Source organism: Herbaspirillum huttiense, from assembly GCF_047300815.1.
Taxonomy (GTDB): Bacteria; Pseudomonadota; Gammaproteobacteria; order Burkholderiales; family Burkholderiaceae_D; genus Herbaspirillum; species Herbaspirillum huttiense_A.
Window position 1 is genome coordinate 3,714,984 of record NZ_CP178608.1, and the last position, 20,521, is coordinate 3,735,504.

Annotated in this window: 16 protein-coding genes; 11 read left to right on the forward strand and 5 right to left on the reverse strand. The window is 63.7% G+C overall.

Features of this window, described 5'->3' with window-relative positions:
* Positions 1-8: 8 nt before the first annotated feature.
* The gene (locus ACLRDN_RS17065) at positions 9-674 is read right to left on the reverse strand and encodes a DUF1109 domain-containing protein (protein ID WP_413457252.1); all 666 of its coding nucleotides are present in this window, start codon (positions 672-674) and stop codon (positions 9-11) included.
* Between the two features lie 237 nt (positions 675-911).
* On the opposite strand from ACLRDN_RS17065, the gene ACLRDN_RS17070 reads away from it, so the two are divergent.
* The 7 genes from ACLRDN_RS17070 (at position 912) to ACLRDN_RS17100 (ending at position 6,855) form a co-directional block, all read left to right on the forward strand.
* A complete protein-coding gene (locus ACLRDN_RS17070; RefSeq protein WP_413457253.1) occupies positions 912-1,187 on the forward strand; it encodes a DUF2282 domain-containing protein in 276 nt (91 codons plus the stop codon).
* Positions 1,188-1,207: 20 nt separating this feature from the next.
* A complete protein-coding gene (locus tag ACLRDN_RS17075; protein WP_413457254.1) occupies positions 1,208-2,059 on the forward strand; it encodes a DUF692 domain-containing protein in 852 nt (283 codons plus the stop codon).
* Positions 2,056-2,811 (forward strand): putative DNA-binding domain-containing protein, encoded by a 756-nt coding sequence (locus ACLRDN_RS17080; RefSeq protein WP_413457255.1) that lies wholly within the window; start codon positions 2,056-2,058, stop codon positions 2,809-2,811. The genes ACLRDN_RS17075 and ACLRDN_RS17080 overlap by 4 nt, the downstream gene beginning before the upstream one ends.
* Positions 2,812-2,831: 20 nt before the next feature.
* The gene (locus tag ACLRDN_RS17085; RefSeq protein ID WP_413457256.1) at positions 2,832-3,302 is read left to right on the forward strand and encodes a DoxX family protein; all 471 of its coding nucleotides are present in this window, start codon (positions 2,832-2,834) and stop codon (positions 3,300-3,302) included.
* 19 nt (positions 3,303-3,321) lie between these two features.
* Complete coding sequence (locus tag ACLRDN_RS17090; RefSeq protein WP_413457257.1) at positions 3,322-4,950, forward strand: methyl-accepting chemotaxis protein; 1,629 nt, start codon at positions 3,322-3,324, stop codon at positions 4,948-4,950.
* A 41-nt stretch (positions 4,951-4,991) separates the two neighbouring features.
* Positions 4,992-6,305, forward strand: a complete 1,314-nt coding sequence (locus ACLRDN_RS17095) for a tetratricopeptide repeat protein (protein WP_413457258.1) — start codon at positions 4,992-4,994, stop codon at positions 6,303-6,305.
* A 361-nt stretch (positions 6,306-6,666) separates the two neighbouring features.
* Positions 6,667-6,855, forward strand: a complete 189-nt coding sequence (locus tag ACLRDN_RS17100; protein ID WP_034333213.1) for a hypothetical protein — start codon at positions 6,667-6,669, stop codon at positions 6,853-6,855.
* Positions 6,856-6,955: 100 nt separating this feature from the next.
* On the opposite strand, the gene ACLRDN_RS17105 is transcribed toward ACLRDN_RS17100, so the two are convergent.
* Entirely contained in the window at positions 6,956-9,259 is a 2,304-nt protein-coding gene (locus tag ACLRDN_RS17105) for a TonB-dependent receptor (RefSeq protein WP_413457259.1), read from the reverse strand.
* A gap of 504 nt (positions 9,260-9,763) precedes the next feature.
* A complete protein-coding gene (gene uraH, locus ACLRDN_RS17110; protein ID WP_413457260.1) occupies positions 9,764-10,117 on the reverse strand; it encodes a hydroxyisourate hydrolase in 354 nt (117 codons plus the stop codon).
* Positions 10,118-10,368: 251 nt separating this feature from the next.
* Here uraH and ACLRDN_RS17115 point away from each other — a divergent pair, with 251 nt between their 5' ends.
* The 4 genes from ACLRDN_RS17115 to ACLRDN_RS17130 all read left to right on the forward strand — a co-directional run bounded on the left by ACLRDN_RS17115 (position 10,369) and on the right by ACLRDN_RS17130 (position 17,318).
* On the forward strand, positions 10,369-11,187 hold the full coding sequence (locus tag ACLRDN_RS17115) for an outer envelope protein (RefSeq protein ID WP_413457261.1): 819 nt from the start codon (positions 10,369-10,371) through the stop codon (positions 11,185-11,187).
* 325 nt (positions 11,188-11,512) lie between these two features.
* Positions 11,513-13,792, forward strand: coding sequence for a catecholate siderophore receptor Fiu (locus ACLRDN_RS17120; protein WP_413457262.1), 2,280 nt, complete (start codon positions 11,513-11,515; stop codon positions 13,790-13,792).
* Positions 13,793-14,233: 441 nt separating this feature from the next.
* Entirely contained in the window at positions 14,234-16,492 is a 2,259-nt protein-coding gene (locus ACLRDN_RS17125; protein WP_413457263.1) for a catecholate siderophore receptor Fiu, read from the forward strand.
* Between the two features lie 145 nt (positions 16,493-16,637).
* Positions 16,638-17,318 carry a Fe2+-dependent dioxygenase gene (locus ACLRDN_RS17130; RefSeq protein WP_286868827.1) on the forward strand — a complete coding sequence of 227 codons (681 nt, stop codon included), beginning with the start codon at positions 16,638-16,640 and terminating at the stop codon, positions 17,316-17,318.
* 119 nt (positions 17,319-17,437) lie between these two features.
* On the opposite strand, the gene ACLRDN_RS17135 is transcribed toward ACLRDN_RS17130, so the two are convergent.
* Both ACLRDN_RS17135 and ACLRDN_RS17140 read right to left on the reverse strand, forming a co-directional pair.
* On the reverse strand, positions 17,438-19,066 hold the full coding sequence (locus ACLRDN_RS17135; protein ID WP_413457264.1) for an HAL/PAL/TAL family ammonia-lyase: 1,629 nt from the start codon (positions 19,064-19,066) through the stop codon (positions 17,438-17,440).
* 28 nt (positions 19,067-19,094) lie between these two features.
* Positions 19,095-20,345, reverse strand: coding sequence for a urate hydroxylase PuuD (locus ACLRDN_RS17140; protein WP_413457265.1), 1,251 nt, complete (start codon positions 20,343-20,345; stop codon positions 19,095-19,097).
* Between the last annotated feature and the right edge of the window lie 176 nt (positions 20,346-20,521).

Genomic DNA, 20,521 nt, shown 5'->3' on the forward strand with positions numbered 1-20,521 from the left:
CCGCCAAATTACCAACGAAGCAGCCATGGGCCGCACAAGGCGCCAACCCCCGTCGGCAGCGCCACCCCCAGTACGTACCAGACGCCCCAGAACGGCGGCGCCATCTCTACGCAATAAAGGGAATAGACTAGCACGCCCTGTGCGCCGGCCACCAATCCCGCCACAGCACCCGCCGCACGCAATTGGGTGGGCGCCATCCCGCGCAGGAACCACAGCATGCTCGCCAGCGTGGGCAAGGACAGCAAGGCCACATTGGCCGAACACACTTCCCAGCTGCTGCCCAGCAGCAGGTCCAGCCGCTGCGAGGGCGGCGCCAGCGCCAGCCAGCTACCGCCGGCCAGCCACAGCAAGGCCGGCGGCAGCAACAGTCCGGCTGCCGGCGCCAGCCCCATGCGCATGCCCGGCAGCGCCAGGCGCGAGGCCGCCAGCTGCCCGGCCAGCAGGGCCGCCAGCGGGAACGAGACCTTCATCCAGAACAGCGGCTGCTGCAACAGTTCACGCAAGTCGCTGCGCACCCCATAGAGGATGGCCAGCAGCAGGGCCGCCCCGATCAGTCCCAGTGCCAGCGCTACCGCCATGCGCGCGGCCACGTTGCGCACCAGGCTGCGCGGGACGGGACCGGTGGCTTCGCCCGTGCCGGCTGCCAGCATGTTGACCAGTTCCATCGTTTTCATTCACATCCCCTGTGAGCCCCTGCGGGCGGACTGCGCAATGGCGCGCTCTCCTTTGTATTCGTTCACAACCGCGCGCCGGTTACAGCAGGCGCGAAAAATATTTCTTCAAAAATTTTTCAACGCGCTGTAACCGGCCAGCCCCTCCCTGCGAATTAACAAGCAGATCGGACGCCACGCAGCATTCGCAACGGCACCGGTCAGTGTCACTTCCACTTCATCCATTACTAGGAGCACACCATGAACCACTTCGTCGCCACCGCCGCCCTGACCCTCGCCACCCTCGCCTCCGGCGTCGCCATGGCCCAAGACAAGCAACCGATGAACAAGACTGCCGTCGAGAAGTGCTACGGCGTCTCCATGGCCGGCCAGAACGACTGCAAGGCCGGTGAAGGCACCACCTGCGCCGGCACCGCCAAGATGGATTACCAGGGCAACGCCTGGAAGAACGTTCCGGCCGGCACCTGCACCTCCATCAAGACCCCGCGCGGCATGGGTTCGCTCAAGCCGATCTGATCCTGGCGGAGCCATCGGCCATGACAACGCACACCCTCACCGCCGGCCTGGGCCTGAAGCCCCAGCATTTCGATGCAGCGCTGGCCTGCACCGCACCGGGACTGTGGTTCGAGGTCCATCCGGAAAACTACCTGATGGAAGGCGGCCCCCGCCTGGCCTGGCTGCAGGCCATCCGCGCGCAGCATCCGGTGTCCTTGCACGGGGTGTCGTTGTCATTGGCCGGGCCCGACGCGCCCGATCCGCTGCACCTGCGCCAGCTGGCGCAACTGGCCGCACGCATCGAACCGGTGCTGGTCTCCGAACACCTGGCCTGGTCGCGCGCGGGCGGGCACTACCTGCCCGACCTGCTGCCGGTGCCGCGCACCCGCCAGACACTGGCGCGCCTGGCCGCCAACATCAGCCGCACTCAGGATGTGCTCAAGCGCCGCATCGCCCTGGAAAATCCCTCGCACTACCTGCGCATGGACCAGCACGAATGGAGCGAACCTGACTTCCTGCAGGAGCTGGTAAGCCGAACAGGGTGCGGCCTGCTGGTGGACGTCAACAATGTCCACGTCAGCGCCACCAACCTCGGCCTCGATGCCCGCCACTACCTGGACCAGTTGCCGGTCGCGGACATCCTCGAAATCCACCTGGCCGGCCACAGCGCCGACACCAGCCTCCCCGGCCTGCTGGTCGATTCGCACGACGCGCCGATTGCCGCTGCCGTCTGGGAGCTGTATCAACACCTGCTGGCACGCACCGGCGAGCGTCCCACGCTCATCGAGCGCGATGGCAATGTGCCCGCTTTCGATGTGCTGCTAGCCGAGCGCAACATGGCCAGCACCTTGCTGCAGCCGGCCATCGCCGCACGCGAGGAGCAGACCGCATGAACGCCCCCGAACACCGCTATTACGACGCCTTCCTGCAGGCGCTCTTCGAGGGGCAAAGCGACGATCCCACTGTGGGCGCGCTGCTGGCCCAGCCGGCCTTCGCGGTCTATCGCAATACCGTCTTCAAGGGCTGCGTCGATGCGCTGCTGGCCAACTATCCTGCGGTACACCGGCTGGTCGGCAGTGCCTGGATGGAATCCGCCGCCCTGGCCTTCACGCAGCAGCACCTGCCGCGCCAGGCCAGCCTGATCGCCTATGGCGAAGGCTTCGCCGACTTCCTCCGTACGCTGGAGGCCGCCACTGAACTTCCCTACCTGCCTGGCGTAGCGGCCCTGGACCGCTGCTGGACCGAATCCCACCTGGCCGCCGATGACCCGCTGCTGGACGTCTCGGCCCTGCATGCGGCGCTGGCCGCCGGGCAGGACGTGAGCCTGGTGCCGCATGCGGCCAGCCGCTGGCATCACGATGCGCAGCACCCGGTCTACACCATCTGGAACGCCAACCGCCGCGACGATGGCCCGGCCGAACTCGATCCGGATTGGCAGGGCGAAGGCGCCCTGCTGACCCGCCCGCAAGGCGAGGTGCAATGGCAATCGCTGGGGCTGGGCGGCGTCCACTTCCTGGAGGCCTGCCGCGATGGCTGCGGCATCGCCAGCGCGGCCGACCAGGCGCTGGCGCATGAGCCCGGCCTGGATATCGCGCAGCTGCTGGGCCAGCTGGTACTGGCAGGAACGTTCACATCCTTTCACTGAACAACGCATCGGAGAACATCATGGAACAACCTCTCACCCTGGACAGCCAGGCCCAGCCCCGCTGCACGCTCTGCGCACGCGCCACCGACCTGGCCAGCCGCCTCATCACTGATTCGCTGCTGGCCCTGGTGGCACGGGTGGCGATGGCTTCGATCTTCTTCCTCTCCGGGCGGACCAAGGTCAGCGGCTTACTTGAGATCAAGGACAGTACCTATGTGCTGTTCCAGGAGGAATACCACCTGCCGCTGGTGCCGCCCGACCTGGCCGCGCACATGGCCACTTATGCCGAACACTTCTTCCCGGTGCTGCTGATCCTTGGCCTGTTTACGCGCGGCGCGGCGCTGGCACTGCTGGGCATGACGGCGGTCATCGAGATCTTCGTCTATCCGGATGCCTGGCCCACCCATCTTTCCTGGGCCGGATTGTTGCTGCTGCTGGTCGCACGCGGTGGCGGCGCCTGGTCGCTGGACCGCCGCTTCGGCCTGCGCTGACCCCTGAAAGGACACCATCATGTTGACCAGAATGAAGCTGCGTACCGGCCTGGTGCTGGTACTGGGACTGTTGACCCTGGCGCTGTGGCTGGCCGTCGCCATGGCCTGGCAGGGTGCGCGCTCGGCCAGCCGTGCAACGGTTGCGCTGATCGAACTCTCGGACCGCCACATCCAGCCCCTGCACGACACGGAGCGGCTGTTCCTCTCCACCCTGATCAACATGGACAACGCCTACATCAACCTGGTCAAGGGCGACGAGATCAAGTCCAACGACTACAGCCGCCGCGCCTCGGCCGCGCTGCAGGAAGCGCGCAAGGCCTTCGATGGCTACCGACAGGGACTCTCGCCGCAGGCGCTGGCCGAACCCGAAGCGGTGCGCGTCTCGGCCGCCTACGACAGCTACGTCAAAGTCTTGAACCTGCGCGAGGTGGCGCTCTATGACGTCTCGCTGGAGGACTACGCAGCCGCCACCGTCAGCGCCGAAGCGGCCGACCGTGAATTCGCCGCCACCCTGCGCGCCGTGATCCAGCGTGCCGTACAGGTCAAGGAAGACTTGCGCCAGGCCTCCGAACGACGCTCGGCCCAGGCGTCGCTGCTGGCCGGTGCCATGCTGGCGGCGTCGATCCTGCTCATCGGCATTTGCTGGCTGCTGTTCGACCGCCTGCTGCTGCAGCCCCTCAAACGCGCCGCCGCCCACTTCGACCGCATCGCCGACGGCGACCTGAGCCGGCCGGTGCAAGGTATCTCCGGCAATGAAATCGGCGTCCTGCTGGCCGCCTTGCAACGCATGCAGGCGGGCGTGGCCCGCACCGTCGGCGACATCCGCGAAGCCACGCGCGACCTGCATCACGGTGCAGCCGATATCGCCCAGGGCAACGGCGAACTGGCAGAACGTACGCAAGCCCAGGCCAGCACCCTGGAAACCACCGCCGCCACCCTGGAGCGGCTCTCCGGCGCGGTCCGCAACAATGCCCAGAATGCCGAGCGCACCAATGCCCTGGCGGCCGACGCCGCCCGTGATGCCCAGCGCGGCGGCCAGGTCATGAGCGGCATTGCCGGCGCCATGGCGCAGGTCACGGCCGGTGCCGGACGCATTTCCGACATCGTCAGCGTGATCGACGGCATCGCCTTCCAGACCAACATCCTGGCCTTGAATGCGTCAGTGGAAGCGGCCCGTGCGGGCAGCCAGGGACGCGGCTTTGCCGTGGTGGCGTCAGAAGTGCGTTCGCTGGCGCTGCGCAGCGCCGAGGCCGCGCGCGAGGTCAAGGATCTCATCGCCACCTCCATCGGTTCGGTCGACCAGGCGGCGCAGCAGGTCAAGGAGGCCGACCAGGCCATCGTGCAGATCGTGCAGTCCTTCGGCAACGTCATGACCACCGTCAACGAGATCGCCACCGCCACCCGCGAGCAGGCCGAGGGCATTTCCCAGGTCAGTCTCAGCCTGGCCGACATGGATCGCGCCACCCAGCAGAACGCCGCCCTGGTGGAACAGACCTCGGCTGCTGCCGATGCCCTGGCCGAACAGGCCGCTGCGCTCACGGCCTCGGTGGCGGTCTTCACGCTGGCCGCAGAGCCAGCCATGCAAACAGCCGGACGCAACGATGCGGCGGCCCTGCCGCTGTCCTCGCTGCCCGCGTTGAGCCAATGAATTCACATCGCGCTGGCGATCACATCAAGAGGAGCACAAGCATGCCGTCTGCCGGGGTCCTGGAAGAATTGATCGAAGAAAGCTTCACTTCGGCCTTCAACCATCATGCAGCGGGCCGTCTGGACGCGGCCGAGGAAGACTATCGCCTCATCCTCGCCATGGAAGAACACCATGCCCCGGCGCAGCACTACCTGGGCGTGCTGCTGCACCAGTGCGGCCGCCACGAGGAAGGCCTGGCGCTGATGCACGAGGCCGCGCGCAGCACAGCGCCCGATGCCGACTGGTGCAATGACCTGGGCAATGTCCTGTTCGCCTGTGAACGCTTCGACGAAGCCTGCCTGGCCTACGGAAAAGCCTTGGCCCTGCGTCCGGACGACGCCCAGCTGTGGACCAACCTGGGCGCGTCAAGACGTGCGCAGCAGCAGCTCCAGCCCGCCATCGATGCCTGCGAGCAGGCCTTGCTGCGGGATCCGCAGTTCCTGCCGGCCCTGCATCACCTGGCAGAGATCTACACCCAGCTGGGTGACCGCATGCAGAGTTCGCGCTACCAGTGCCTGGCCTTCGTGCTGCCGCCGCACGCGGGCAAGTCACGCGAGCTGCTGGCGATCTCGTTCTATTTCCTGGGACGGGTGGAGGAAGCCGCCGAGGTGTGCCGCGCATGGCTGCTGGAAGAACCGGATCACCCCATCGCCCGCCACATGTACACGGCCTATGCAGGACTGCCCAGCGATGCCGTGCCGCGCGACTACATCGAGCGCCGCTTCGACGACTACGCCGATCACTTCGACAGCAACCTGGTCGCGCATCTCGACTATCGCGGACCGCAAGTGCTGGGCGAGATACTGCCGTGCGTGCTGCAGGGCGTGCCGCCCGCAAATGTGCTCGATGCCGGGTGTGGTACGGGCCTGTGCGCGCCGGTGCTGGCGCCCCATGCGCTGGCCCTGGAAGGGGTGGACCTCTCGGCCAACATGCTGCGCCATGCCGCGCAGCACCCGCAGTACAGCACGCTGGCGCAAGCGGACGCGGTGGAGTGGATGGCGGCCCGCCCGGCAGGCTATGGTCTCATCGCTGCCTGCGATGTCTTGATCTACTGCGGGCAGCTGGCGTCTTTCTTCACTGCGGCCCATCTGGCGCTGCAGGCAGGGGGCCACCTGATCTTCACGGTGGAACTGGCCGATGAAGAAAGCGACACCCCTTACGTTCTCCATCCCAGCGGCCGCTTCCACCACCAGCGCCGCTATGTGGAAAACTGCCTGCAAGCCGCCGGGCTGGAAGTACTGCTGGTGCGCGAGGAAAGCCTGCGTGTGGAATTGCAGCAGCCCGTACCGGGACTGGTGGTGGTGGCACGGCGCTGAAGCCGTTCCCGGGTACCTCCTCATCCTGGCTGGTCACCAGGACTTTTCAGATGTGTTCTTGCGGGCAATGCCCGCATGGCACGGATTCTGCATCGGATAGCGGCAAGCCTGCCGCCTCATCCATGCCAGAACGGCAACGCAGTCGTGGATGCATGTCCACGGTGCAACATCGCCGCAAAAACTTTCACTTTTTGTCGCACTTTTATACCAAGGTACAGTCGTACCGGCATTCGGCATGGCTTAGAATGTTCGAAGCTCACGACGTAATCGATTGGTACGTACCGGCTTGCTGCGCGATGAATCCCCCCTCTTCGTCGCCGTAGACACGTCATCAAGGTGCGACATCTGAAAAGGAAACGTAATGACGCAGTCACCCAAAAATATCTCGGCCCTGATGTGCGAGCTCAGCGTGGCGCTGGCGGAATTGTCGGAGAAGATGAGCAATCTCTCGGTCACGCTGGAAAATTCCTACCTGGAATCGAACGCCCCGGAACCGGCCGCCCTGATGGAAGCCGCCCGCGAAACCATCGAAAAGGCGCGCGGCAGCTGAGCAGAGGCCGCGCTAGCGCCTTCCTTCACCTCATCCGGCAGCCGGATTCACTCCGGCCTGCCCGGTCACATGGCAACAGCCACTGCAGCGACCTCCCTCATCAAAAGTCATATTTCAGCTCGGCAAAGACGGTCCGCTGCGGGAAGGGATGGAACAGGAAGTAATCCCGGTTGGTCAGGTTGTCCACGCCCAGCGCAGCACTCCAGTGGCGGTCGATGCGATAGCGCACGCGCGCATCGAAGACGGTGTAGCCGTCGAAGCCCTGGTAGGTGTGGGTGTTGATGTCGGTATTGTCCACCGTCGCATAGACCCGTCCGCTGTAACGCCCGGCCACCGTGTAGGTCCAGCGGTCATCGGGCTTGTAGCTGGCCACCAGCGTGGCACGCCATTCGGGCACATAGGGCGTGCGCTTGCCCACTGACGTGGCGCCGGCCGTGGTGGCCACATAGCCCTTGTTCTCCAGGATGCGTGCATCCACCCAGGTCAGGCTGCCATTGAGCGAGAAGCCGCGCACCAGCAAATCGTTGCGCTCGAAGGCGGCTTCGATGCCGCGCTGGCGGGTGCGGTCCACGTTCTGCGTGTAGGAGGCAACGCCACTGCCGATGGTCGAGGATTGCGAGATCAGGGCATCGGACACCCGCTCTTCGAAGAGCGACACGCGCCACTTGCCCTGCCCTTCCTGCAACTGCTTTTCGAGAGCCAGTTCGGTGGACCAGACTTTCTCGGGTTTCAGGTTCGGATTGGCCTGCAGATAGACGCCATTGAGCAGCACGTTCTGGTACAGCTCACCGACGGTGGGGAAGCGCAGTGCGCGGCCGGTGGAGAGCGTCGTCACCCAGTCGTCGGCAAAGGACCAGGCCAGCGAAGCCTTGGGCGAGAGTCCGTTGTGGCTGACCTGCGGCTGATTGACCGCAAACACGGTATTGCCCGAGGTCGAGACGTTGCGGCCATCGAAGGCGCGCCACCACTCGTAACGCGCGCCCAGCGTGGCTTTGAGCGAAGGCGCGAGACGCCACACATCCTGCGCCCACAGCGCCGAGGTCTCGGTCTTGCCGCGCGAGTCGGAGGCCAGCGTGCCGTTGCCACCGCTGATCCAGTTGCTGGTGTTCCAGGTTGGCGTGGCCAGGGTATAGCGGTCCACATGCGCGCCGACACTGATGACCTGGGCACTGCCTTGCGGGCGCCAGATACCCTTGGCATCGACCGTGCTCCAGCCGGTGCCGCTGGCATCGGCGATGGTGCCGGTACCGCCGCTTTGTCCGGCCGGGAAGGCGGCGGTGGAGGTGCGGGTCAGGTCGCGTGAGGCGGACAAGGTCGAGGCCGCCAGTTGCCAGTCCCACTCGCCGCCGGTCTTGCTGCGCAATTCCAGCGACTGCATCCACTGCTGCTGGTCCACGTCGTTGCTGGAAAATCCGCTGCCGTAGGCGGTGGCGCCACTGGCGTTCTTCAGGAAACTCTGCGGATCGGCATTGGCCTGGTTCTGCCAGAAGCCCAGGGTATAGGTGGCCGTGAGTGACGGCGTGAAGTCATAGGAGACCTTCAGCCGCGCCGTGTCCTGCACCGTATGCGTGAGGTTGCCGGCGCCCAGCACATACTGGTTCTTGCCGGTGCGATCCTGTACCAGCACGGCGCCGGTGGTGCCGGCCGGCTGGCTGGCGGCGGTGATGTAGGTCACCGGCTGCGAATAACTGTCCAGGTGATTGACCGAAAAACGCCACGCCAACGCGCCGCTGCGATTGCCCAACCCGACGTTGTACTCCTGCGCGCGATAGGTGCCGGAGGCGCCGTAGTGACTGAAATCCTGCTGCGCATATTGCGCCTTGATGCTGGCCTCGAACTGCTGCGGCATGCGCGTGGTGATCTCGGTGACGGCCCCATAGGAGTTGCCCGGATACTCCGCCGCAAACGGTCCATACATCACATCGATGCGCTCGATCTCTTCGGGCGCCACCATGAACCAGCGGGGCGAGCCATTGCCGTTGTTGTTGTTCACCAGTGCCGAGAGCAGGATGCCATCGGCATAGACCAGGCTGCGGGCACTGGCATTCACACCCGTGGTGCGGGTAGCCAGGGGCGACTGCGTGTCGCCGATATAGCGCTTGCGCACCGAGAGGCTGGGCAGGTACTTGAGCGCATCCGAACTGTCGGTGACGTTGATGCTCGCCGCAGCGGTGTCGGCGGTCACGCTGGCCGTGGTCTGCGGCAGCTGCTTGCGTTCGGCCACCGAGCCGCTGCCGCGCACTTCGATGGTCGGCAAGGCCGCATCACTGCTGGCCGCATCGGTCGCGGCTTGCTGGGCCAGGGCGCTGCCGCTCCAGGCGCAGAGCACGGCCAGCAGCAAGGGCGAGGGACGCAGGCGGGAATGGGGCGAGGTCAAACGAGAGGGGGAGAACGGCGGGTTCATGGCGAGCGTGTCTGGTCTTTTCTTGGTGTTTTCAGGGGAGGCGCGCAGCCGCACCCGCGACCGCCGTGACGTTCGCCCTCCCTGTTTTTTTCATCGGCGCAATCTATCACGCAGCCTGTGCGCTGCGTTCCGGGCAACATGCTGCCCGCAGGAAAGCTTGCGGAGTGCGCACCGAAAAAATCCTTTGCGCACAGGCAGTTAGCCGTAGTGAGGGACGAAAAAAAGGGGCTGCGACATATTGCCGCAGCCCCGCAAATACAACAGAGAGGAGTTGAGATTGGACCCGATTTCCGCCCCGCGCCCCTTAATCCAAATCAAACTCGCTGCGCTGCTCCTTGCCCTTTTGCATTCACCCACAACATCTGGCCACGCCATCAATGGCCGCTGATGAATTGCTTGTCGCCAAGCCTGCGCCGCCTCTTACGGGCATAAAAAAATCCGGCTTCTTGCGCGAAAGCCGGATTTTTCATTCATCGATGCCAGAGATGAATCAGGCACGCATCATCAACTGCCGCGATAAGTGGAATAAGCCCAGGGCGACACCACCAGCGGCACGTGATAGTTCTGCGACGCATCGGCCACGCCGAAGGCGATCACCACTTCATCGACGAAGCGCGGTTCCGGCAGGCTCACGCCCTGCTGCGCAAAATAGTCGCCGGCCGCAAACACCAGCTCATACTTGCCGGGCTGCAGTGCCTCCCCTTCCAGCAGCGGCACATCGACGCGGCCATCGCTGTTGGTGACGACGTGCTTGAGCAGCGTCTTGCTGCCGTCGTTGACGGCATAGAGTGCCAGCTTCACGCCCGCGCCGGGCTTGCCCTTGGTGATATCCAGCACGTGCGTGCTCAGTTTGCCCATGTTGCTGTCCTTTCCCTGTGTAATGGATGAGTGCGGATGAGTGATCGTGAGCGCCGATGATATACCGCCGCCCGCCGAACCCTATACGAGTGCGCTTATACCGGCCATCGCTGCAGCGGACATAATGCCTTACCGCGCAGCCCCCTGCCAAACCGGAGCCGACATCCGGACCGCAGATACCCGCACGGGCCCGGCGCGGCAATCATCTAAATCATTTATATCAAACAACATCCATCACTGGAGGAGACACCATGCCCATTCCATCCCTGCGTCTGCACGGCACGCTCGCGGGCGTCCTGCTCATGGCCGGCGGCAGCGCACTGGCGGCCGACTGGGCCGACAATTCGATCGGCTACCGTTACGGCACCAAGTTTGCCGAGCCCTTCAATACGCAGGACATCACCAAGAACATCATCAACTTCCAGCACGCCAGCGGCTACAAGTACGGCACCAACTTCCTGAATGTGGACCTGCTGATGTCGGACCGCAAGGATGACAATGCCCAGGAAGCCTACATCACCTATCGCCACACCCTGGACCTCGGCAAGATCAGCGGCCGCGACCTGTCCTTCGGTCCGGCGCGCGGCGTGGGCCTGACCCTGGGCTTTGACTGGAACACCAAGAACGACAACAGCTACGCCTCCAAGAAGCGCATGTGGGTGGTCGGTCCGACCCTGATGATGGATGTGCCGGGTTTCCTCAACGTGAGCGTGCTGGCGCTGTTTGAAAGCAACCAGCCCAAGGGCATCACCAGCCGCTACACCTACGACACGCACCCGATGCTGAACCTGGCCTGGGGCATCCCGCTGGGCGGCAGCGGATGGGCCTTCGAGGGCTACATGAACTACATCGCCGCCAAGGGCAAGAACGAGTTCGGCGGCTCGACCGGACCCGAAGTCAACTTCGATGGCCAGGTGATGTATGACGTGGGTACGGCATTGGGCCTGGGCAAGAACACCTTCCGCGTGGGCCTGGAATACCAGTACTGGCGCAACAAGTTCGGCAACCCGCACACCGTGCCGGGCTCGCTGGCCAAAACACCGATGGTGCGCGCCGAATACCACTTCTGATCGACCTGCCTGACGGGAAGCCGCGCGACCTCTCTCGCGCCAGACGATTCTGATTGAAGAAAATCGAGCTTCCCCAATAAGTTTTTCATCTCAAAAACTCCTGCAAAAAATCGAAATTTGCAGGAGTTCTTTTTTTCCCTCCGCTTCCTATACTCGCTCGGATCCGCTCCCGGTGCGCATGCACGGCCGGCCGGATTTCCCTGACATCTACCCGCCAGCCCCTGCCCGGACGCGTGTTCCGCTTTTTTCATAAAGCTTCAACTCGCCCCGCACATCGCTCTTCGCCAGCCAAGAGATTTCGCCACCCTTACTCTTGGAACCTGACATGAGCTTCATTACGAGCCGCAAGCACCCTTCTTCACCTCCCTCGGCCCTCTCTCCGTCCAGCTGCCTCTCGGCGGCGCTCGCCGGCGCCCTGCTGTTGCCGGTGGCTACTGCGCAGGCGCAGTCGGGCGGCGCCAAACTACCCTCGGTGCAGGTCGATGCCGTCAAGGAGTCGCCCTACAAGGCCGAACAATCAGCCTCGCCCAAGTACAGCCAGCCGCTCGTGGACACCCCGCAGACCCTGCAGATCCTCAAGCGCCCGCTGATGGAGCAGCAAGGCGCCACCACCCTCACGGAGGTGCTGCGCAATACACCGGGCGTGGGCACCTTCTTCCTCGGCGAGAACGGCAGCACCAGTACCGGCGACACCATCTACATGCGCGGCTTCGACATCTCCAGCGCCATCTTCGTGGACAATGTGCGCGACCTGGGCGCGATCTCGCGCGACGTCTTCAACCTGCAGCAGGTGGAGGTCTTGAAGGGCGCGGCGGGCTCCGACAACGGCCGGGGTTCTCCGACCGGCTCCGTCAACCTGGTCACCAAACAGCCCGAACTGGCTGATGCGGTCAGCGCCAGCGGCACCTATGGCAGCTGGAACCAGAAGCGTGCCACCGTGGACTGGAACAAGGTCCTGGACCCTGACCAGGGCCTGGCGCTGCGCCTGAACCTGATGAAACAGCACAGCGGCGTACCCGGCCGCCACCAGGTGCACAGCAGCCGCGACGGCTTTGCCCCCTCGCTGGCCTGGGGCCTGAACGGCCCCACCCGCATCCTCTTCAACTACGTACACATGCAGCAGGACAACGTCCCGGATGGCGGCGTAGTCACCCTGGGCCTGCCCGGCTATCGCTCGCCGGATCCGGCGCGTCCCTTCATTGGTGATGCCCCCAAGGTGAATCCGAGCAACTACTATGGCCACGTGGACGACTATGACCGGGTCAACGCCGACATGTACACCCTGCGGGTGCAGCACGATGTGTCGCCCACCCTGAAGCTGGAAAACAGCACCCGCTACGCCCGCACCGACCAGGATTACCGCCTGGCCTCCTTCATCGCCACCGGCAGCGACCGGGGCAAGTACAAGTCCGGCATCCGCACGCCCTCGGCCACTGACCGTTCCACCTGGCTATTGGCGCGCAACATCGTCACGCGGCGCGACCAGGCCAACGAGATCCTCAGCAACCAGACCCATGCCACGGCGCAGTTCGATACCGGCACAATCCGGCACACCCTGGTCGGCGGACTGGAACTGATGCGCGAACGCCAGCATGCGCTGGCCTTCACGGTGGACGGCTTCCGTCCCCCGGCCAACCTGTACCAGCCGGATCCCCGCTTCGACGAGTCGGAAGTCAGCATCCGGGCCACCGGCCGCAACGAGGGGCAGATCGATACCGTCGCGCTGTACGTGCTGGACACGCTCAAGTTCGATGAGCGCTGGTCACTGAACCTGGGCTTGCGCGAGGACCATTACCGCACCTCCTTCGACGGCGTCACCTCAGGCACCACCACAGCGTTGAAAACCTCGGGCAACCTGCTGAGCTGGAAGCTGGCAGCCGTCTTCAAGCCCACCGGCTACAGCAGCGTCTACGCCCTGCTGGCGAGTTCGCAGCAGCCACCGGGCGGCAACAATCTCTCCCTCAGTGCCAGCCGCAGGAATCCCTCCCACCCCGACTACGCCCCGCAAAAGACCCGCACCGCCGAACTCGGCACCAAGTGGGACCTGCTGGAACGCCGCCTGGCCGTCACAGCCGCGCTCTTTCGCACCGACGTGCACAATGAGATCGAGCCGGGAACGCTGGCCGATACCTGGTTCCAGATCGGGGAGAAACGCACGCAAGGGGTGGAACTGGGCGTCACCGGCGAGCTCACGCGGGACATTTCGCTCACCGCCGGCTACAGCCGCATGAACAGCCGCGTCAACAAGGGCCGCGTGGTCACCGCCAACGGCGAGAACTACCTGGCCTACGCGCCGCGCCAGTCCCTGACCTCGTGGGCCACCTGGCGCGCGGCGCCGGGTCTGGCGCTCGGTGGCGGCCTGCGCTATACCGATGGCCTGCTGCGCGGCACCGACAGCAATGCGCTGGGCACGCCCACCAGGACCGATGCCTACTGGCTGGTCGATGCCATGGCCAGCTACACCATCAACAAGACCGTGGAGCTGCAGTTCAACGTGACCAACCTGTTCAACAAGCAGTATGCCGCCGCCATCAACAAGAGCGGCTACCGCTACACCCCCGGCGGCACGCGCGCCTTCTCGCTGACGGGCAACTTCCGCTTCTGATCCCGCAGCCCCTCCTGGTGGCGGCGTCCTGCCGCCACCATTGACCTTCCCTTTCGCTGCACCCTCTCCAGCCCGCACGCCATCGCCCTGTGCGATGGCGTGAGGCTTCGTGTCTTTTGCACAACAAATGACGAATCAGGATAAACGGCACGGATTGCCCGCGTGGACGCGGCTTTGCGCAATATGTCCTGAATACCGGACAAACGGCAGGCCAAGCGGGAACATAAATTTTTTCAGAATAAGAATCACTTTTATTTGGCGCAAGTCTATAATTGTAAAAATCCCGAAGTAATTCGATACACAACGACAGAAACGGGATACACAAAATTACAACCTCGCCAGCCATCCGGCGGAGCCTGCCCGGTCTTACGAGACCGCGATCGCCCGTACGACTCATAGCCAGCCAAGAGAACCCTCAACACTTTCTCTCGGAACCTTGCCATGAGTTACATCAAGAGCCGCAAGCACGCGCAGCCTGCCTTTGCTTCGACCCGACTGTCCGCCGCCGTTGCCGGCGCCCTGCTGCTGCCGGCCGTGGGCGTGCATGCCCAGACCAGCACTGCCCTGCCCAAGGTCGAAGTGACCGCCACCCAGGAATCGGACTACAAGGCCGACAAGGCCTCCTCGGCCAAGTACAGCCAGCCGCTGGTGGACACCCCGCAGACCCTGACCGTGATCAAGAAGCAGCTGATCGACCAGCAAGGCGCTACCACCCTGACCGAAGCACTGCGCAACAGCCCGGGCGTGGGGACCTTCTATCTCGGTGAAAACGGTTCGACCAGTACCGGCGACGCCATCTACATGCGCGGCTTCGACAGCTCCAGCGCGATCTTCGTGGACAACGTGCGCGACCTGGGCTCGATCTCGCGCGACATGTTCAACATCCAGCAAGTGGAAGTCCTGAAGGGCCCAGCGGGTACCGACAACGGACGCGGCTCGCCGACCGGCTCGATCAACATGGTCACCAAGCAGGCCGAGATGAGCAACTTCTTCAACTCCTCGGCCACCTATGGCAGCTGGAACCAGAAGCGCGGCACCGCCGACTGGAACAAGGTGCTCGATGAAGAGCGCGGCATCGCCCTGCGCCTGAACGTGATGAAGCAGGACAGCGGCGTCCCCGGCCGCCATGAAGTCAAGAACGACCGCTGGGGCGTGGCGCCCTCGCTGGCCTTTGGCCTGAACAGCCCGACCCGCGTGTTCCTGAACTACCTGCACATCGACCAGGACAACGTGCCCGATGGCGGCGTGCCCACCATCGGCCTGCCCGGCTACACCTCGCCGGATGCGGCGCGCCCCTACATCTCGGGCGCCCCGCGCGTGTCCTCGAAGAATTTCTACGGCAATGTGAACGATTACGACAAGGTCACGGCCGACATGTTCACCGCCCGCGTGGAGCATGACTTCTCGCAGGACGTGAAGCTGCAGAACACCACCCGCTACGCCAAGACCAGCCAGGATTACTTCCTGACGTCCTTCATGGCCTCGGCCGCCAGCAGCACCCGCGCTGCCGGCCTGGTGACGCCGTCGGCGACCAACCTGGCGGGCTGGACCCTGGCCCGCAACCTGCCCACCCGCAAGGACCAGTCCAACGAGATCATCACCAACCAGACCAACGTGACGGCCAACCTGAAGAGCGGCAGCCTGCAGCACACGGTGGTGGGCGGCCTCGAGTTCACCCAGGAAAAGCAGCACGCCACGTCCTTCACCGCCACCGGCACGCTGCCGGCGGCCAACCTGTACAACCCGGATCCGAACTTCGGTGCCGGCACCTATTCCATCCGCGCCACCGGCTACAACGATGGCAAGACCGATACCGTCTCGGCCTACCTGTTCGACACCATCAAGTTCAACGACCAGTGGTCGATCAACGCCGGCATCCGCGAGGACCATTACCGCACCACGTACTACTCCAATGCGGCCGGCACCATCACCAACCTGTCGACCTCGGGCAACCTGTTCAACTGGAAGCTGGCCGCGATCTTCAAGCCGACCGACTACAGCAGCATCTACGCCCTGTACGCGACTTCGCAGCAGCCCCCGGGCGGCAGCAACTTCGCCCTGTCGGCCTCGGCCAACAGCGCGTCCAACACCAACTACACCCCGCAGAAGACCAAGACTTCCGAGCTGGGGACCAAGTGGGATCTGCTCAACAAGAAACTGGCCGTCACTGCTGCCCTGTTCCATACCGAAGTGACCAATGAAGTCGAGCAAGATCCGACCTCGCTGCAATACTTCCAGACCGGCAAGAAGACCGTGCAAGGCGTCGAGCTGGGCGTGACCGGTGACGTGACCAGCAACCTGTCGCTGGCAGCGGGCTACACCTGGATGGATACCAAAGTGAACAGCGGCGCCATCACCACGGCCTCCGGCGAGAACAACCTTGCCTATACGCCCAAGCAAGCCTTCACTTCCTGGGCCACCTATCGCCTGCCGCAGGGCTTTACGGTCGGCGGTGGTGCACGTTACGTCAGTTCGCTGCTGCGCGGCACCGATGGTGCGGTCGGTACGCCCAAGTACGCCAACAGCTACTGGGTCTTCGACGGCATGGTTGGTTATATCGTGAACAAGAACGTTGATCTACAGCTCAATATCTACAATATTTTCGATAAGGACTATGTAGCGGCAATCAACAAGAGCGGCTATCGTTACACCCCAGGCACGCCGCGTTCGGTGGCGCTGACCGCCAACTTCAAGTTCTGATCCTGCCCCTGGCATTGAAGCCCTCACCGGGCGTTGTGCTCTGACTCGCAAGAGTTCGAGTCCCATCCGGTGAGCCAGCGATCGGCGACTTGACGGCCCCTCCCGTGCGGAGGGGTTTTTTCATTCGCTACAGGAGAATTCCATCATGATGCTGCACATCCCCCAGGTCCTGACCCCGCAACAGGTCAGCCACATCCGCTCCGAACTGCAGCGCGCCGACTGGGTGGACGGCCGCGAGACGGTGGGTGAACAGGGGGCGCGCGTGAAGCGCAACCGGCAGTTGCCGGAACATTCGCCGCTGGGTTTCCAGCTCGGCGAGATCATCCTGGAAGCGCTGCGCAGGAATCCCCTCTTCTTTGCCGCTGCGCTGCCCAAAAAGACCATGCCGCCGCTCTTCAACAGCTATGAAGGCGGCGAGCACTACGGCATGCACGTGGATGGCTCGGTGCGCATGCTGCCCAACGCGGCTGGCAGCATCCGTACCGATGTCTCGACCACGGTGTTCCTGTCGGAGCCGGACGAATACGATGGCGGCGAACTGGTCGTGGTCGATACCTATGGCACCCATGAAGTGAAACTGCCGGCGGGGGACATGATCGTCTATCCCTCCACCAGCCTGCACCGGGTGGAACCGGTCACGCGCGGGGCGCGCGTATGCTCCTTCTTCTGGACCCAGAGCATGATCCGCGACGACTGGAAACGCAGCATGCTCTTCGAACTGGACCGCAACATCTTCGGCCTGCGGCAAAAACTGGGCGATACCGAGGAAGTGGTGGGACTGACCGGGCATTATCACAACCTGCTGCGGCAGTGGGCGGATGTCTGACTACGCCAAATTGTTTATTTGTTTTATATCGTTTTTAAATTAGCGTATCCCGATACGCCAAAGACGAAGGCCGTCCGGCATTGCACCGGACGGCCTTTTTCATGCAAGCCAGTGCGGGATCAGACGAACCGCCCGATCGCACCGATCACCGCCTCCCGTACCGATCCGCTGACCACGAAGTCATGTGCCGCGCGCACGTCATCATGGAACCAGCGATCGCCATCCAGACAAGCCGGGATCTGCCGGCGGATTTCCTCATAGGCCGCCTGCGTCCCCTGCCCCAGCTTGAAGTCCTTGAGCAATTCCTCGGTCATGGTCAGCGCCTGCGCTGCCAGCAGCATTTCCACGCCGACGATGTATTGCGTGTTCTGCACCACCGTCATGGCCTTGCGGGCGCACCAGGTCGAGTTGGAAACGTGATCCTCGCTGTTGCCCTTGGAGGGGATGCTGTCCACGCTGCCCGGCATGCTCAGCGTACGATTTTCCATCACCAGCGAACTCATGGAACACTGCACCACCGGATAGCCGGTGTTGACGCCCCGCACGCCACTCATCAGGTTGCGCGGCAATCCCCACGACAAGGTCGGATCGATCAGGCGCGCAATGCGGCGTTCGCAGATGCTGCCCAGGTCGGTGATGGCCATGGCCAGCAAGTCCATTGCCTGCGCCAGGTACTGGCCGTGGAAGTTGCCGCCGGAAATGATTTCGAAACCTTCGCCGTCTTCCTTGTTGAAGATCAGCGGATTGTCCGTGGCGGAGTTGGTTTCCTTCTCGATGATGGTGTCGATATAGTCGAGTGCATCGAATACCGGACCATACACTTGCGGTGCGCAGCGCAGCGAGTACACATCCTGAATGCGCGCGGTGTAAGGGATATCGGTGCGGCGCAATTCATCAGGCAGTTGTATTGCGCGCGCTTCATGTGTAGTACGCGTCGAACCCTTCAACAAGGTACGGATGACTTCGGCCGTCTTGATCTGCCCCGCATGGGGACGGGCCATCTGGATACGCGGATCGAAGGCCGCCATTTCGGCCCGCATCGCTTCCAGCGTCAGCCCCAGCGACAGGCAGGCATCAGTCAGCAGATGGCGCGCATCGTGTGCGGCGAGGATGGCGACTGCCAGCGAGGCGGTGCAGCCATTGATGAGGGCCGAAGCATCCTTGGCCTTGAGATCAAATTTGACCGAACCTATCCCGGCCTGCTCGATGGCTTGCGTGGCGCGCATGCGCTGGCCTTGATACATCACTTCCGCTTCATCGAATCCCGCAATGGCCGCCGCCAGATAGGCCAGCGGCGCCAGATCACCGGAGGCACCGACCGATCCCTTCTGCGGCATGATGGGATGGATGCCGGCATTGATGAAGGCCAGCAGGCGGTCCACCACTTCCACGCGCGGTGCGGAATAATTCGATGCGAATGCATTGGCCCGCAGCAGCATGGTGGCGCGGCTGACTTCTTCCGAAAACGGCTCGCCGATGCCCGCACTGTGGGCGCGGATCAACTGGGTCTGGAACAGCTCGATATGCTCGACCTTGATGCGCGTGTCCTTGAGCAAACCGACACCGGTATTGAAGCTGTACATCATGGGCGCTTCATCGTGCATCCAGGTCGATTCGATGTAGTCGCGGCTCTGCTTGAGCGCGCTGCGCGAAGAATCGGCCAGCGCCACTTTCAGGTGAGGCGCGCGGGCCACGCTGACGACTTGCGCGGCGGTGAGGTTGAATCCGTCGATGGTAATGGTTTGCATGAGTGATCTCTGATGGAATCGGGTGCGATTACTTGGCCCCAGTCTGGAACCATGCGGCCAGCTCGGCGCGTTCCGCATCGGTCATCTGGGTCATGTTGGCCAGCGGCATGTCCTTGGTCTGGACGGCGCGCTGGAAGATCTTGGCCGCGTGCTGATGAATCAGCTCGGGCGTTTGCAGCATCATCCCGGCTGGTGCGGTGGCGAAGCCGGCCTGGGTCGGCTTGTCCGAATGGCAGCTGGCGCAACGCTGGGTGACGATGGCCTGGATGCGTGCAAAGTCCGGTGCGGCAGCCGCCACCGGCGCTGCGCCCTCACCTGCGGAGGCAGCAGGTGCAGCCGATGCAGCAGGTGCGACAGGACGCGGCGCAATCGCCACGGCCACCGCCAGCAGCAAGGCCACACCGGCGATGGGATAGCCCACCGACACCTTGCCCTTGTGCCGCAGATTGAAGAAGTGACGAATCAGCACACCGGCCGCCATGATCGCCGCCAGCACCAGCCAGCTATGGGCATGCGTGTAGGTCATCGCATAGTGGTTGCTGATCATGATGAAGAGAATGGGCAGCGTGAAGTAGTTGTTGTGCACGCTGCGCTGCTTGCCCTTGCGGCCGTGGATGGGGTCGGGTGAACGGCCGGCCTTCATCGCTTCGACCAGCTTGCGCTGGCCCGGAATGATGACCATGAGCACATTGCCCACCATGATGGTGCCGATCATCGCGCCCACGTGGATATACGCCGCGCGGCCCGACAGCAGGTGCGTGAGCAGGTAGGCCACCGCCACGATGAAGACGAACATCACCAGCCCCAGCACCCCTTCGCGCTTGCCCAGCGGCGACTTGCACAGCAGGTCGTAGACGATCCAGCCCAGCACCAGGGTGCCGATGCCCACGCCGACGGCTTCCGGCCCGGTGAGATTGGCTACGGACTTGTCGACCATCATGGCCGAGGCATTGAAGTAATAGACGATGAAGAGCATGGCCACACCGGTGATCCAGGTGGCATAGGCTTCCCACTTGAACCAGTGGAGTTCTTCCGGCAGCTCGGCCGGCGCAACCAGATACTTTTGCGGATTGTAGAAACCGCCGCCGTGCACGGCCCACAGCTCGCCGGAAACGCCCTTCTTCTCCAGGTCGCTGCCCGGTTTGGGCGGGCGGATGGAGTTGTCCAGCCAGACGAAATAGAACGAGGCACCGATCCAGGCGATGCCCGTGATCAGGTGCAGCCAGCGGACCAGCAGATTGGCCCAGTCGATGCCATATGAAACCAGGAGTGCTTCCATGTCTTCCCCACGCAGGATTGCTGTCCGCCACCGCGACCTACTCCGGACAGGCGAGGCATTGCCTCAGGAATGGGCCGCCATGAAAGTCTTCCCCCGCCCTGCGTGTACCAAGGCTGCAACTGGATGAGTGGAGTGAAGGCTTCCCGCGCGCCGGGAAGCGCAGGCGCCGTGATGGC